Origin of the sequence: Blastococcus colisei, assembly GCF_006717095.1 — a bacterium.
Lineage (GTDB): Bacteria > Actinomycetota > Actinomycetes > Mycobacteriales > Geodermatophilaceae > Blastococcus_B > Blastococcus_B colisei.
On the sequence record NZ_VFQE01000001.1, the window covers coordinates 255,326 to 269,208 of the forward strand.

Here is a 13,883-nt window from a genome sequence, read left to right on the forward strand (position 1 = left end):
CACCCGAGAGGAGCACCGACGTGCCGATCCCGTCGTCGAGCCGGGCCGCGCTGCTGCGCGCGTTCGGGCAGCCGGCCTCCGTCGAGGACGTCCCGGTGCCCGCGGAACTCGAGCCCGGGGCGCTCCTGGTCCGCGTGACCATGGCGTCGGTGTGCGGCACGGACGTGCACATCTGGGAGGGCGGGGCCTTCACCGCGAACGCCGCGAACCTGCCGCAGGTGATGGGGCACGAGATGGTGGGGGAGGTCGTCGCCTTCGGCGACGGTCCGCGCACCGACTCCCTCGGCCGGCCCCTGGCGACCGGCGACCGGGTCGTCTGGACGCACGCGCCGTGCGGCCGATGCTTCTACTGCACGGTCGACCGGCAGCCCTCGCTGTGCTCGCACCGCCAGAGCTACGGGCGGCTACCCGCGTCCGCCTTTCCCCACGTCACGGGTGGTTTCGCGGAGTACTGCTACGTGTTCCCGGGGTCCGGGCGCGTCCGGGTGCCCGACGAGGTGCCCGACGCGTGGGCCGCTCCGGCGAGCTGCGCGCTGCGCACGGTGGTGCACGTGCTCGAGCAGGTCGGCACCGTGCAGCCGCACGAGTCCGTGGTCGTCCAGGGTGCCGGACCACTGGGTCTGTACGCGACGGCGGTGCTCCGCCACCTCGGGGTGGGCTCCGTCATCGTGCTGGGAGCCCCCGACGGTCGCCTCGAGCTGGCAACGGCCTACGGCGCCACCGGGACCGTATCGGTGGAGCACCTGCCGGATGCCCGCGAGCGGAACGAGGCCGTGCGCCGGCTGACCTCCGACGGGCGGGGCGCCGACGTCGTCCTGGAGCTCTCCGGTGCGCGGTCGGCCTTCGGGGAGGGCCTCGAGCTGCTCCGGGCGGGCGGCCGCTACGGCGTGGCCGGGCAGACCAACGCGGTGGACCTCGCGATCGACCCCAGTCTGATCGTGCGCAAGCAGCTCATCGTCCGGGGCGTCCTGTCGGCCCACGCCGGCCACTACTGGAAGGCCCTGGACTTCCTCCGGCAGACCCGGGACTCCGTCGACTGGGACGCGCTGGTGACCGCGCCCGTCGGGCTGGACCACGTCACCGACGCCATGCGGTCGATGAAACGCGGAGTCCTGAAGCCGCTCGTCGACCCCCTCCTGTGACTCCGCGCTCCCCGCGCGCAGAAGCCGTCGTGGCGCCTCCTGGTGGGGCGCATCCCGGGCCGCCCGCCCGTCGTCCCATCGAGGAGATGCACATGTCCCCCACCGCCACCTATGCCGGCACCGCGCCGGATCGGCTGATGCTGATAGACGGCAAGCTCTGCGCCAGCGTCGGCGACGGCTGGCTGACCGCCATCGACCCGAGCAACGAGAACGTGCTCGGCCGGGTCCCCGAGGCCACGGCGGAGGACGTCGAGCTGGCGGTCGCCGCAGCCGACCGCGCCGCGCCCGCGTGGGCCGCCACGCCTGCGCTGGAGCGGGGCCGGCTGGTGCGGGAGCTCGCCCGCCGCGCCCTGGAGCGGGCCGACGAGCTGCTGGAGCTGGAGGTCCGCGACACCGGGAACACCCGGCGGCGGATGGTCCGCGACGTCACCATGGCCACGGATCTGCTGGAGTATTTCGCCGGTCTGGCCCTGGAGACGAAGGGCGAGACCATCCCGTCCACCGCCACCGGGCTGCATCTCTCGGTGCGTGAGCCCTACGGGGTCGTGGGCCGCATCCTCGCCTTCAACCACCCCTTCTACTTCGCCGCCTCGCGGCTGGCGGCCCCCCTCGTCGCCGGCAACACCGTGGTCCTGAAGCCGTCGGAGGAGGCGCCGCTGTCGACCACCGTGCTGGCCGAATTGTGTGCGGAGGTCTTTCCGCCCGGCGTGGTCAACATCGTGACCGGCACGGGCCTCGTCGCCGGGGCCGCTCTGGTCCGGCACCCTCGCGTCAAGCGGCTGACGTTCATCGGATCGGTCCCGACCGGCCGGGCCATCCAGCGCCAGGCTGCGGAGTCCTCGGTCAAGCACGTCTCGCTCGAGCTGGGCGGCAAGAATCCGATGATCGTCTTCGGTGACGCCGACCCGGAGAAGGTCGCGACCGCGGCGGTCGCCGGCATGAACTTCGGCCACCAGGGTCAGTCGTGCGGCTCGACCAGCCGGCTGCTGCTCCACGAGGACCTCTACGACGACGTCCTGGCGCGCGTGGTGGAGAAGGTCACGGCCCTGCGGCTGGGCGACCCCACACGCGACGACACCGACATGGGCCCCCTCAACAACGCCCGGCACCTCCAGAACGTGAAGAGCCACATCGCGGCTGCGGAGCAGGACGGTGCCCGGCTCGTGACGGGCGGGCGGCGCCCCGGCGGTGCGCAGTTCGAGCGGGGGTTCTGGCTTCAGCCCACAGTGTTCGCCGACGTGACACCCGACATGCGCCTGTTCCGGAGCGAGGTCTTCGGGCCGGTCCTGGCGGTCAGCAGGTGGTCCGACGACGACGACCTGCTGGCCGTCGCGAACGGCGTCGACTACGGGCTGACCGCCTCGATCTGGACCGACGACCTGAACCGGGCTCTGGTCACCGCGCGCGCGGTGCAGGCCGGATACGTCTGGATCAACGGCAACTCGTCGCACTTCCCCGGCACCAGCTTCGGCGGTCGCAAGGAGAGCGGTACCGGAACGGAGGAGGGGCTCGACGAACTGCTCAGCTTCACCGAGGTCAAGACCATCAACATCGTGCTTCCGGCCCAGCTGTCCTGACGGGACGGAGCGGCGTGCAGGTGGCCGGATCGGGCGACGCGACAATGCATCGAGACCCATTAGGATCGTCGGATGGCTGAAACGGTGACCACCGCCGCGAAGGCCGGCCCCGCCTACCCGATCTCGTCCGTGGACAACGCGCTCCGGCTCGTGCTGATGCTGCGGGACCAGCCGCGCCTGCGGCTCTCGGGGATCGCCGTGGCGCTGGACATCGCTCCCTCCACCGCGCACCGGCTGCTGGCGATGCTCGTCCATCACGGCTTCGTCCGGCAGGAGGATGGCATGGGTACCTATGTCGCCGGTCCGGCGTTGCTGGAGCTGGGGCTGGCTGCCGTGCGCAACCTCGACATCCGCACCTACGCCCGGCCGATCCTGGCCGACCTCGCCAGGAAGACCGATGAGACGGTGCATTTGGCGCAGCTGGAGGGCGCCAAGACGCGGTACCTGGCCGCCGCCGAGAGCGGCCAGCCGCTGCGGGTGGCCGACCGGACCGGCCAGCTCCTCCCGGCGCACCGCACGGCGACCGGCAAGGCGATCCTCGCCTCGTTCACCGGTCAGCAGCTGGACGAGATCTTCTCGCTGGACCAGCTCGGCAACGGCGAGGGACTCACCCCGGAGGACCGGGCGCAGCTCGATGCCGAGCTGCTCGAGGTACGGGAACGGGGATATGCGACCAACCACCGGGTGGCAGAGGACATCATCTCCGTCGCCGTGGCGGTGCAGGACCACCGCGGGGCCAGCATCGCCGCCATCAATGCGTCCGCGCCGTCGAGCCGCATGACCAAGAAGAGGCAGATCGCCGTGGTTCGGGACCTGCACGCCGCCGCCGCCCAGCTGGAGGGCCTGCTCAGCACCGGAGGCCGCACCTAGACAAGGGCGCCGGCCCCGGGTGTAGCGGTCCTGGCTCAGGCCTCGCGGCGGCGCTGGGCGGGTGACGTGGCCAGCAGCGCGTTCTCGACGGCGGCGTCGCCGAGCTTGCGCTCGAAGCCGGCGGGGATGACGAGGTCGTCGCGACTGAGCTCGGCGACGTCGGGGCGGCCGAGGCCGACCATCGCCGACCCGAGACCGTCGCGCAACAGGTCGAGCACGTTCTCCACGCCGGCCTGGCCGTTGGCCGCGAGGCCCCACAGGTAGGCGCGGCCGATCATGACCGCCTTGGCGCCCAGGGCCAGGGCCTTGGCGACGTCGCCACCGCGGCGGATGCCGCCGTCCAGGAGCACCTCGATCTGGTCGCCGACCGCGTCGGCGACCGCCGGCAGCGCCCGTACCGAGGCCGGCGTGCCGTCGAGGTTGTTGCCGCCGTGGTTGGAGACCGAGATGGCCGTGACTCCCGCGTCGACGGCGCGCCTGGCGTCGTCGACCCGCATGACGCCCTTGAGCATGAAGGGCCCGTCCCACTGCTCGCGCAGCCAGGCGACGTCCTCCCACGTGGGCATCGGCGACTGCATCCACATGCCGTAGGCGCCGAAGAAGGTGGGTGCGTCGTCACCGGGGTTCGCCACCATGTTCGGGACGGTGAGGTCCGGGATCTTCCCGGTCCTCGCGAAGTCCAGGAGCCAGCGCGGCTTGACCAGGACCTGGGGCGCGTACCGGCGGGCCGCCGCGAAGTCGATCTTCTCCGGGATGAACGGGCTGCCCCAGTCGCGGCCGTACGCGAAGGACCAGTCGAGCGTGGCGATCAGCCCGACGGCGCCGGCCTTCCTGGCCCGCTCCATGCGGGCGAGCATCTCCTCGCGGGTGCCCACCCAGTACATCTGGAAGAAGGTCTGCGGGTTGGCCGCGGCGACCTCCTCGATCGGCTTGCTCGCGAACGACGAGAGCCCCATCGACACCCCGCGGGCGGCTGCGGCGCGGGCGACGGCGACCTCGCCGTCGGGGTGGACCGCCTGCACACCGGTCGGGCTGATCAGAATCGGCATCGACATGGACTGGCCCATGACGGTCACGCCCATGGTGCGCTCGTTGGCCAGGCCGGCGGTGTGGGGGGCGAAGCCGATCTCGGCGAAGGCGGCCAGGTTGTCCTCGAGGGTCAGGCCGCGCTCGGAGCCGGCGACCAGGGCGCCGTACACGCCCTTGGGCAGCCGCTTCCTGGCCCGGCGCTGGGCCTCGGCGACCGACTCGAACCACGGGTTAGCCATCGTCGGACCTCCTCGGGCCCGGTCGTCCGGGTCCATCGACCGGCCCTCGACGGCCGGTGGCACTGAGTGCCAGCCTATCCGTCGGTGCGGGCACCAACGCTCCCCCCGCGAGGGTGGACCCCGCGGATGCCCGGCCGCGTCGGCTGACGTCCAGCCGTGCTCCGGCGCGGCTCGACGTCAGGTCGGGCGGCTCCCCATGCGCGCCGCACCTCATCGCAGGTGTCGCAGGGAGTCCGGTCCTCACCGGCCGAGGGTCGGGAATCCCGCCGCCATCTCGTCGAACGCTCGGTGCAGGAGCCGGGTGAGGGAGGACCGCCCGTCGGCGAGCCACGCCTCGAACGCCGTCGTCGCCGCCGCCCGGGTGCTCGCCGCCACCAGCCGGGGGACCAGCGCGTCGGCCGAGGTCCGGGTCCGCTCGGCGACGTGCCGCGCGACCACCCGGTCGACCTCGGCGAACCGCAGCTGCGAGTGCGCCAGCAGCGCCGGCTCGCCCAGGATCAGCCGCATGCGCTCGCGGAGCAGCGGCAGTTCGGCGTCCGGATAGTCGTTCGCCTCGACGTAGGCCGCGCAGACCGAGGCGAGCACCCCCGTCGCAGGGTCCGTGGCGGTGAGCAAACCCTCCAGGCGGGCGACGTGGCCGGCGAAGTCGCCCCACACGGCGTCGGCCTTCGTGGGGTAGTAGCGGAAGAACGTCCGGCGGCTGATGCCTGCGGAGTCGGCGACCTCGTCGCTGGTCACGTTCTCGAAGCCGCGGGAGGCGAAGAGCTCCAGGGCCGCCCGCTCGACGCGCACCCGCGTGCCCCCGGTCGGTGGTGTCCCCGTCCCGGTCACGCGCAGCATTGTGCCGGTGTTGCCAGTGGCACCGGGTGTCACTAACGTCCGCGGCACCCGCCCTCGCCCCGCTCCGGAGGTATCGCCATGCCCGAGACGCCCCAGACCGACGTTCCCGTCCTCGAGGCCGGATCGGGCGGGCAGGCCCTCGTCGAGGAGGACCTGGTGGAGGAGTCGCTGGTCGAGGAGGTCTCCATCGACGGCATGTGCGGCGTCTACTGAGCCGCCCGGTCGACGAGGTCGCCACCGTGCTGACGGACGTCGCCTTCGATCCGTCGCTGCCGTGGCAGAAGGCCCGGTCGGTGGCGCTGCGGCCGGAGCCGTTCGGTGCGCTGGCCTACCACTTCGGCAACCGGAAGCTCTCCTTCCTGAAGTCGAGGACGCTGGTCGCCGTCGTGGAAGCGCTGGCCACCCACCCGAGTGCCGAGGCGACGCTGGCCGCCTGCGCCGTGCCTGACGGGCAGCGCCCCGCCTACGTCAAGGCGCTGGCCGACCTTGCCCGTTCGCAGATGATCGAGCCCCGGGAGACCCCGTGACCACCGTCTTGCCGTCCCGCCCGCAGCGCCCCCAGGGCGGCCGGCTGGTCGACCAGTTCGAGTACGGCCTGGACGCCCCGATCTGCCTGACCTGGGAGCTCACCTACGCCTGCAACCTGGCGTGCGTGCACTGCCTGTCCTCCTCGGGACGACGCGACCCGCGCGAGCTCTCCACCGCCGAGGCCGAGGCGGTCATCGACGAGCTGCAGCGGATGCAGGTCTTCTACGTCAACGTCGGCGGCGGCGAGCCCACCGTGCGCCCGGACTTCTGGCACCTGCTCGACTACGCCATCGGCCACGACGTCGGCGTCAAGTTCTCCACCAACGGCATCAGGCTCGACCGGGCCCGCGCCGACCAGCTGGCCCGCACCGACTACGTCGACGTCCAGATCTCCCTGGACGGCGCGACCGCCGAGGTGAACGACGCCGTCCGCGGCACCGGCTCCTTCGCGACGGCCGTGAAGGCCCTGGAGAACCTGGCCGAGGCCGGGATGAAAGATGTCAAGGTCTCGGTCGTCGTCACCCGCGAGAACGCCGGGCAGCTCGACGACTTCAGGGCGCTCACCGACCGCTACGGCGCCCAGCTGCGGATCACCCGCTTCCGGCCCGCGGGGCGCGGTGCCGACGTCTGGGACCGGCTGCACCCCACCCAGCAGCAGCAGCGGGAGCTGTACGCCTGGCTGCTCGACAACGGCGACCGGGTGCTGACCGGCGACTCCTTCTTCCACCTCTCGGCGCTCGGCGAGGCCCTGCCCGGGCTCAACCTGTGCGGCGCGGGCCGGGTGGTCTGCCTGATCGACCCGGTCGGCGACGTCTACGCCTGCCCGTTCGCCATCCACGAGAACTTCCTCGCCGGCAACGTGCGCGACGAGGGCGGCTTCCAGCGGGTGTGGCAGCAGTCGGAGCTGTTCGCCGACCTGCGCAACCCGCAGACGGAGGGCGCATGCACCAAGTGCGCCCACTTCGACGCCTGCCGCGGCGGTTGCATGGCGGCCAAGTTCTTCACCGGGCTGCCCCTGGACGGCCCCGACCCCGAGTGCGTGCAGGGCTACGGCGAGACGGCGCTGGCCGCCCGCGACCTGGGGCTGGCCACCCCGCGCAGCCACATCGACCACTCGCACAAGGGCCCGGTCCGCGGCCAGCCCACGCTGCTGGGCATCCCGTCGATCCCCAGCAAGATCTGCGACGAGTCACCGCTGGCCGGGCTCGACCTGCGCTGAAACGTCTCCCGCGGTGATCCACCCCGAAGGGGGCAGCTGACCGGTCGGGGGTACAGCGAGCCGGGCGAGCAGCCGATGCGGGGAACGTGATCCTCCGACTCCGCGACCGGTGTGCCCGGCTGCTGCCCGAGGGTCGGCTGCTGCCCGAGGCCGTCTGGGAGCGTCGGCACCGCGCCATCATGCGGCTCTGCCTGGCCTCGGCCGGGCTGCTCGTGCTCGTCGCCTGGCTGCAGGGCGGCGGTCAGCCGGCCGCCGTCGCCGTCCTGGCCGCCGTGGCCGGCCCCGTCGCCCTGGCCGCCGTCCCGCGGCTGGGACGCAAGGGCCGCGCCGCCGCGACGACGGCGAGCCTCCTGGCCGCTTCCGTGGCGCTGGTCCATCTCTGGGGCGGGGTCACCGAGGCGCACTTCATCTTCTTCGTGATGATCGGCGTCGTCTCGCTGTACCAGGACTGGGTGCCGTACGGCATCGCCCTGGTCGTCGTCGTCGTGCACCACGGCGTCTTCGGCACGATGTACCCGCACGAGGTGTACAGCCACGACGCGGTGCACGACCCCTGGCTGTGGGCGGGGATCCACGCGGCGTTCGTGCTCGCGGCGAGCATCGCTCACCTGGCCGCCTGGCGGCTCAACGAGGACCAGGTCCTCAGCGACCCCCTGACCGGCCTGGCCAACCGGACGCTGCTCGAGGAGATCACCCACCGCCTGCTGGCTCGAGGCGGAGCGGTCAGCCTGCTGTTCATCGACCTCGACGACTTCAAGGACATCAACGACAGCCGCGGGCACGCGGCCGGCGACGGGCTGCTGCTGGTCCTCGCCGAGCGGCTCCACGGTTGCGTGCGGCCGGGGGACGTCGTCGCGCGGATCGGCGGCGACGAGTTCGCCGTCGTCGTCAACGGTGGCCCGGACGTCGCCCGCTCGGTCGGCGAGCGCGCCCTCGTGGCGCTGTCGGTCCCCGTGCCACTGGCCGACGGCATGGTGACGGTGCACGCCAGCGTGGGTGTCGCCGCCTCCACGGACGCCACCGACCGCACCGCCGGCGCTCTGCTCCGCAACGCCGACCTCGCCATGTACCTGGCGAAGGCCCAGGGCAAGAACCGGCTGGTCGTCTACGCCGACGGCATGGCCGAGGCCGCGCGCCGCCGCGCGGGCCTTGCCCAGGACCTGGCCGTCGCCGCCGACGCCGGGCAGCTGGAGGTCCACTACCAGCCGACGGTGCGCCTGACCGACGGCCGGACCACCGGGTTCGAGGCGCTGGTCCGCTGGAACCACCCCGGCGGCGGCCTGGTGCCGCCCGGGGAGTTCATCCCGCTCGCCGAGGAGACCGGCGCGATCACCGGCATCGCCCGCTGGGTGCTGCGCGAGGCCCTGCGCCAGGGCGCCGTCTGGCTGGCGGAGACCGGGACGCCGCTGCGCATGGCCGTCAACCTCTCGCCGCGCCAGTTCCAGGACGGCGACGTGACCGCCGACGTCGTGGCCGCGCTCGAGGAGAGCGGATTCCCCGCGGAGCTGCTCACCCTCGAGGTCACCGAGGGCGTCCTGGTCCGGGACGTCGACTCGGTCGTCGCCCACCTGGAGGCGCTGCGCACCCTGGGGATCCGCATCGCCATCGACGACTTCGGCACCGGATTCTCCGGACTGTCCTACCTGCGCCACCTGCCGGCCGACATCATCAAGATCGATCGCAGCTTCGTCATGGACCTGCCGCGGGGCCGCTCGGCCACCACGTTGATCACGTCGATCGTCGAGCTGGCCCGCACCCTGGGCCTCGACGTCGTCGCAGAGGGCGTGGAGACCGAGGGGCAGCGCCAGGCGCTCGCCGACCTGCACTGCGCCCAGGCGCAGGGCTACCTGTTCGCCCGGCCCGCCCCGGCCGCGCGCGCCGGGGCGAGCCTGCCGGGCCGTCCGGCGCGGGTGCCGGCGCAGCCCGGGGCGCCCGCGGTCGAGCGGTTGCAGGGCACCCGCAGGCACTGAGCCGGGAGCGCGCCTACGAGAGGTCGACCTTCTCGTTCTCCCCGGCGTCGGTCCGCTCGCCGGTGACCTTGGCCTTCACGAAGCTGAACGCCGTCGCCAACCGGCCGCCCGGGCTGTCCCAGTACTCCGCGGAGTCGGCCTCCACCTTGATCAGGACGACGCTGTCGTCGTCCGGACCCTGCGGGAACCACGCCTCGACGGCGCCGTTCCACAGCTCTCGCTTCTTCGCCGTGTCCGTCACGACGACGGCGTCGCCGGTGAGGGACACCCACGTGCCGCCCGACCCGACGCCGACGTTCACCTGCGGGGAGGCGGTGACGTGCTGGACGGGGTTCGAGTCGCGCTCGGCGAAGAACCACAGGTCACCGTCGAACTCCACCTCCTGCAGCGTCATGGGCCGGCTGGTCAGCGTGCCGTCGGTCCGGATGGTGGTGAGGAAGCCGAACCGCTCACCCTTGATCAGCTCGGCCACCTTGCGCGTCTGGTCTGTCGTCATGGGCCTCCCTTGCCCACCACCGATCCGCCGACACCCCGTGTCTAGGCTGCGCCGATGACCTCTCTGGCCGGCGCCGTCTGGCCGGAGATCCCCGATGCGCCGTTGCTCGTCGTGCCCCTCGGCTCGGTCGAGCAGCACGGCCACCACCTGCCGCTGGGCACCGACACGTCGGTCGCCCGCGCCGTCGCCGCCGCGGCGGCCGGGGCGCTGGACGGCGCGCTCGTGGCACCCGCCCTGGCGTACGGCGCGAGCGGTGAGCACGAGGGCTTCCCGGGCACGATCTCGCTCGGCACCGAGGCGCTGACCGGCCTGCTCGTCGAGTACGGCCGCTCCGCCGGCCGCTGGGCCACCCGCGTGCTGGTCGTGAACGGGCACGGCGGCAACCTCGATGCCCTGCGCGCGGCCGTGCCGCTGCTGCGGTCGGAGGGGCGCGACGTCGCCTGGTTCCCGTGCGGGGTACCCGGGGGCGATGCGCACGCGGGGCGCACCGAGACGTCACTGATGTTGCACGTGGAACCTCATGGGGTGCGGGAGGAGCGCGCCGTCGCCGGGGCGACCGCGCCGATCCGCGATCTGCTCCCGCGACTGCGGGCGGAGGGCGTCCGGGCGGTGAGCCCGACCGGCGTCCTCGGCGACCCCGCCGGCGCTTCACGCGCCGAGGGCGCCGCACTGCTGGCGGAGATCACCGGGCGGCTGGTCGCCGCCGCCGAGGGGTGGAACGTCGACGGCGCCGGCCGGCTCCTGGACTGACAGGGCCGACCGACGCCGCAGGCCGTGTCAGAGCTCAGCCGTCCAGGGCGTCGGCGAAGAGCGGGACCGTCGTCTCCAGGGCGTAGAGCAGGCCCGGCGCCGAGGCGCTGGAGAAGGCGTTGAGCACGGTGAGGTCGTCGAGGACGACGGCGCGACCCTCCTGCACCGAGGGCAGGGCCTGCCACAGCGGGTTCCCGGTGAACTCCGACGCCTCGACGAAGATCGGGAACACCACCGTCAGCTCGGCGTCGAGCAGGCCGAGCTGCTCCTCGCTGACCGGGATGAAGAAGTTCTCCGTCGCGAGGTCCTCGATCTCGGTCTTGTTCTCGAAGCCGAGCTGCTCCATGAAGGCGACCCGGGCATCCCCGCTCACGTACGCCCCGAAGCCCTCCGAGGTGTAGGCGCCGACGGCGACCTCGGTGCCCTCGAACTCGGGGTGCGCCGCGGCGGCGTCGGCGAACGCCTGCTCCACCTCGGCGGCCAGCTCCTCGGCCTCGTCGGTCCTGCCGAGGGCCTGGCCCACCATCTCCAGCTGCTGCTGCCACGTGGTCTGGTACGGACCCACGCCTTCGGGCTGGCTGATCGTGGGGGCGATCTCGCTGAGGAGCTCGTGGCGCTCCTCGGTTGCGGCGGACCTGGTGTCCAGGATCAGGTCCGGCTCGAGGGCGGCGATCGCCTCGAAGCTCGGCTCCATCGTCTCGATGAGCTCCGGTGCCTCCTCGTAGCCCTGCTCGACCCACTCCCCGAGGCCGTCGTCGCCGCCGACGGCGAGCCAGTCGCTGGCGCCGACCGGCTCGACGCCGAGCGCGAGCGCCGTCTCGGCGTCCGACCAGCCCAGCGCCACGACGCGGGTCGGCTCCTCCTCGACGGTCACGTCGCCGAAGGCGGTGCTGATCGTGACCGGGAAGGCCTCCGACGAGCCGGACGCCGACCCGCCGGTCCCGGTGGCGGAGTCGTCGCCGGAATCGTCGCCGGAGCCGCAACCGGTGACGACGAGGGCGGTGACGAGGAGGGCAGCACCGCGGAGGGCGGGACGGGCAGACATGCGTGTTCCCTTCCGGAGACCAGGTAAGGCTGACCTAAGCACACGATCCTGTGGGTGTGGCCGCCACCCCGTCCACGGCTCGCGACCGCACGGGAGAGAATCGCCGGGTGAGCACACCTGGACCGGAGCTCGAGGGCTGGCTCGTCGTCGTCGACCTGCAGCGCGTGTTCGCCGACGAGTCCTCGCCCTGGACCACGCCGCGCTTCGAGGAGGCTCGTGCGAAGGTCCGCCGGCTGGTCGCGGCGTTCGGCGACCGGGTGGTGTGGACACGGTTCGTCGCACCGGAGCAGCCGACCGGGGCGTGGAAGGAGTACTACGCGAAGTACGACTTCGCCCTCCAGCCCCCGGACGCCGAGTGCTACCAGTTGGTCGAGGACCCCGGCACCCACCGCGTCCTCGACGCGACCACGTTCGGCAAGTGGGGGCCGGAGATGGCCGAGGTGGTCGGGGACGGGCCGCTGACCGTCGTCGGGGTGGCCACCGACTGCTGCGTCCTCTCCACGGTGCTCCCCGCGGCCGACGCCGGGGTGGCCGTCCGCGTCGTGGGCGACGCCTGCGCCGGTTCCTGCGACGAGGACCACGACCGCGCGCTGCGGATCATGGGCCTGTACGCACCGCTGGTGGAGATCACCACCACCGACGAGGTGCTGGCCGGGCGGTGACGCCGGCCGCGCCCGAAGGCAGGCTCCCTGCCGGGTTCGCCGTCCGGCTGGACCCGCGGACCCGCGCCCGGGACGGCGGTGCCGTCCTGGTCGGCGGCTCGCCGCTGCGCCTGCTGCGGCTCTCCCCGCGCGCCCGGGCACTGCTCGGCGACGGCCGGCTGGTGGTCCGCGACGCGACGACGGCGGCCCTCGCCGCCCGGCTGCTGGACGCCGGGCTGGCCCACCCCGACCTCGCCGGGCGGCCCGCGGACGACGTGACGGTCGTCGTCCCGGTGAGGGACCGCCCCGCGGCGCTCGACCGATTGCTGGCGGCGCTGCGCACCGACCCGGGGACGGCGGGCCTGCCGGTGGTCGTGGTGGACGACGGCTCGGCGGTTCCGGTGGACGTGCCGGAGGGGCTCCGGGTCGTGCGGCATCCCGTGGCCCGGGGGCCGGCAGCGGCTCGGAACGCGGGCCTGCGGGTGGCGGCGACGCCGTTCGTGGCGTTCCTGGACTCCGACTGCGTCCCGCTCCCCGGCTGGCTCCATCGCCTGCGGCCGCATCTCGACGACCCGCAGGTGGCCGTCGTCGCCCCCCGGATCGTGCCGCTGGGCGGAGGTCCGGGCTGGTTCGCCGCGTACGAGGCGGCGGTCAGCGCCCTCGACATGGGCGAGCACCCCGCCGCCGTGCGGCCGGGGTCGGCCGTCTCGTACGTGCCGAGCGCGGCGCTGCTCGCCCGCCGGGAGGCGCTCGGACCGGGCTTCGACGAGTCGATGCGCGTCGCCGAGGACGTCGACCTGGTCTGGCGGCTGTCCGCCGCGGGGCGGCGGGTGCGGTACGAGCCGGCTGCCGCGGTGGCGCACGACCATCCGGCGACGACGGGGGAGTGGCTGCGCCGGCGTGCGTTCTACGGCACGGGCGCCGCCCTGCTCGCGGCCCGGCACGGGAACGCCGTGGCGCCCCTCGTGATCGCCCCGGAGACGGCTCTGGCATGGGGGCTGGCGCTGTCCGGGCGGCGCTGGGGCCGGATGGCCGCGCTGGGTGTCCTGGGCGTGACCGCAGCCCGCCTCGCGCCCCGGCTCGCGGCGCCCGGGGAGCGGCCGCCGGCCGGGTTCGCCGCCCTGCTCGTCGCCCGGGGCGTGGGCGCCTCCGGCCGGGCGCTCGCCCGTTCGGTCACCCGGCACCACTGGCCGGTGGCGCTGGCGGCGGCGCTGGTCTCCCGCCGCGCCCGTCGCTGGGTGCTCACGGCCGCCGTCGTCGATGCCGCCCTGGCCTGGTGGCCGCACCGGCAGTGGGTGGGACCGGTCCGTTTCGCCGTCGCGCGGCGGCTGGAGGACCTGGCCTACGGCGCCGGGTTGTGGACCGGCGTGGTGCGCCGAGGCAGCCCGGCAGCGCTCCTCCCCACCCGACCACCGAGGGAACGTGCCGATGAACACCCTGCCGGTTCCCGTCCGGCCGGAATGAGCCCGGACCCCCGGGACTTGTCGCCCTCGTAGTGCGGCACGGCCAGCGTCGGTCCCCCGCGTCACCGACGATC

Annotated in this window: 14 protein-coding genes; 10 read left to right on the forward strand and 4 right to left on the reverse strand. The window is 73.5% G+C overall.

Annotated elements, in window-relative coordinates; all coding sequences use genetic code 11:
* The first annotated feature begins 20 nt into the window (after window positions 1-20).
* The 3 genes from FHU33_RS01190 to FHU33_RS01200 all read left to right on the forward strand — a co-directional run bounded on the left by FHU33_RS01190 (window position 21) and on the right by FHU33_RS01200 (window position 3,589).
* Entirely contained in the window at window positions 21-1,142 is a 1,122-nt protein-coding gene (locus FHU33_RS01190) for a zinc-binding dehydrogenase (RefSeq protein ID WP_142023700.1), read from the forward strand.
* A gap of 92 nt (window positions 1,143-1,234) precedes the next feature.
* The gene (locus FHU33_RS01195; RefSeq protein ID WP_211354960.1) at window positions 1,235-2,719 is read left to right on the forward strand and encodes an aldehyde dehydrogenase family protein; all 1,485 of its coding nucleotides are present in this window, start codon (window positions 1,235-1,237) and stop codon (window positions 2,717-2,719) included.
* A 72-nt stretch (window positions 2,720-2,791) separates the two neighbouring features.
* Window positions 2,792-3,589, forward strand: a complete 798-nt coding sequence (locus FHU33_RS01200; RefSeq protein ID WP_142023701.1) for an IclR family transcriptional regulator — start codon at window positions 2,792-2,794, stop codon at window positions 3,587-3,589.
* Between the two features lie 35 nt (window positions 3,590-3,624).
* Here the strand turns inward: FHU33_RS01200 and mftD are convergent, their stop codons facing one another.
* Both mftD and FHU33_RS01210 read right to left on the reverse strand, forming a co-directional pair.
* The gene (gene mftD, locus FHU33_RS01205) at window positions 3,625-4,857 is read right to left on the reverse strand and encodes a pre-mycofactocin synthase MftD (RefSeq protein ID WP_142023702.1); all 1,233 of its coding nucleotides are present in this window, start codon (window positions 4,855-4,857) and stop codon (window positions 3,625-3,627) included.
* Between the two features lie 240 nt (window positions 4,858-5,097).
* Window positions 5,098-5,688 carry an acyl-CoA-like ligand-binding transcription factor gene (locus tag FHU33_RS01210; protein WP_246063195.1) on the reverse strand — a complete coding sequence of 197 codons (591 nt, stop codon included), beginning with the start codon at window positions 5,686-5,688 and terminating at the stop codon, window positions 5,098-5,100.
* A gap of 87 nt (window positions 5,689-5,775) precedes the next feature.
* Here FHU33_RS01210 and mftA point away from each other — a divergent pair, with 87 nt between their 5' ends.
* The 4 genes from mftA (at window position 5,776) to FHU33_RS01230 (ending at window position 9,414) form a co-directional block, all read left to right on the forward strand.
* Window positions 5,776-5,910 (forward strand): mycofactocin precursor MftA, encoded by a 135-nt coding sequence (gene mftA / locus FHU33_RS25635; RefSeq protein WP_142023704.1) that lies wholly within the window; start codon window positions 5,776-5,778, stop codon window positions 5,908-5,910.
* Window positions 5,895-6,224, forward strand: coding sequence for a mycofactocin biosynthesis chaperone MftB (gene mftB, locus FHU33_RS01220; protein WP_142023705.1), 330 nt, complete (start codon window positions 5,895-5,897; stop codon window positions 6,222-6,224). Before mftA ends, mftB begins: the two co-directional genes overlap by 16 nt.
* The gene (mftC, locus tag FHU33_RS01225; RefSeq protein WP_142023706.1) at window positions 6,221-7,444 is read left to right on the forward strand and encodes a mycofactocin radical SAM maturase; all 1,224 of its coding nucleotides are present in this window, start codon (window positions 6,221-6,223) and stop codon (window positions 7,442-7,444) included. Before mftB ends, mftC begins: the two co-directional genes overlap by 4 nt.
* Window positions 7,445-7,530: 86 nt before the next feature.
* Complete coding sequence (locus FHU33_RS01230) at window positions 7,531-9,414, forward strand: putative bifunctional diguanylate cyclase/phosphodiesterase (RefSeq protein ID WP_246063196.1); 1,884 nt, start codon at window positions 7,531-7,533, stop codon at window positions 9,412-9,414.
* A gap of 13 nt (window positions 9,415-9,427) precedes the next feature.
* Here the strand turns inward: FHU33_RS01230 and FHU33_RS01235 are convergent, their stop codons facing one another.
* Entirely contained in the window at window positions 9,428-9,910 is a 483-nt protein-coding gene (locus tag FHU33_RS01235) for a pyridoxamine 5'-phosphate oxidase family protein (RefSeq protein ID WP_142023707.1), read from the reverse strand.
* 54 nt (window positions 9,911-9,964) lie between these two features.
* Between FHU33_RS01235 and mftE the strand changes: the two genes are divergently transcribed.
* Window positions 9,965-10,660 (forward strand): mycofactocin biosynthesis peptidyl-dipeptidase MftE, encoded by a 696-nt coding sequence (gene mftE, locus FHU33_RS01240; protein ID WP_142023708.1) that lies wholly within the window; start codon window positions 9,965-9,967, stop codon window positions 10,658-10,660.
* A gap of 34 nt (window positions 10,661-10,694) precedes the next feature.
* Here the strand turns inward: mftE and FHU33_RS01245 are convergent, their stop codons facing one another.
* Entirely contained in the window at window positions 10,695-11,705 is a 1,011-nt protein-coding gene (locus tag FHU33_RS01245; protein WP_142023709.1) for an iron-siderophore ABC transporter substrate-binding protein, read from the reverse strand.
* A gap of 107 nt (window positions 11,706-11,812) precedes the next feature.
* On the opposite strand from FHU33_RS01245, the gene FHU33_RS25285 reads away from it, so the two are divergent.
* Complete coding sequence (locus tag FHU33_RS25285; protein ID WP_211354961.1) at window positions 11,813-12,367, forward strand: cysteine hydrolase family protein; 555 nt, start codon at window positions 11,813-11,815, stop codon at window positions 12,365-12,367.
* Window positions 12,364-13,842, forward strand: coding sequence for a mycofactocin biosynthesis glycosyltransferase MftF (gene mftF, locus FHU33_RS01250; RefSeq protein WP_211354962.1), 1,479 nt, complete (start codon window positions 12,364-12,366; stop codon window positions 13,840-13,842). The genes FHU33_RS25285 and mftF overlap by 4 nt, the downstream gene beginning before the upstream one ends.
* Window positions 13,843-13,883 lie beyond the last annotated feature (41 nt).

Excerpts from the sequence above, each read along its gene's own strand:
- mftA (WP_142023704.1), top strand. The coding sequence starts at position 5,776 with ATGCCCGAGACGCCCCAGACCGACGTTCCCGTCCTCGAGGCCGGATCG.
- mftD (WP_142023702.1), bottom strand. The coding sequence starts at position 4,857 with ATGGCTAACCCGTGGTTCGAGTCGGTCGCCGAGGCCCAGCGCCGGGCC.
- mftE (WP_142023708.1), top strand. The coding sequence starts at position 9,965 with ATGACCTCTCTGGCCGGCGCCGTCTGGCCGGAGATCCCCGATGCGCCG.
- FHU33_RS01235 (WP_142023707.1), bottom strand. The coding sequence starts at position 9,910 with ATGACGACAGACCAGACGCGCAAGGTGGCCGAGCTGATCAAGGGTGAG.
- FHU33_RS01195 (WP_211354960.1), top strand. The coding sequence starts at position 1,235 with ATGTCCCCCACCGCCACCTATGCCGGCACCGCGCCGGATCGGCTGATG.
- FHU33_RS01200 (WP_142023701.1), top strand. The coding sequence starts at position 2,792 with ATGGCTGAAACGGTGACCACCGCCGCGAAGGCCGGCCCCGCCTACCCG.
- FHU33_RS01245 (WP_142023709.1), bottom strand. The coding sequence starts at position 11,705 with ATGTCTGCCCGTCCCGCCCTCCGCGGTGCTGCCCTCCTCGTCACCGCC.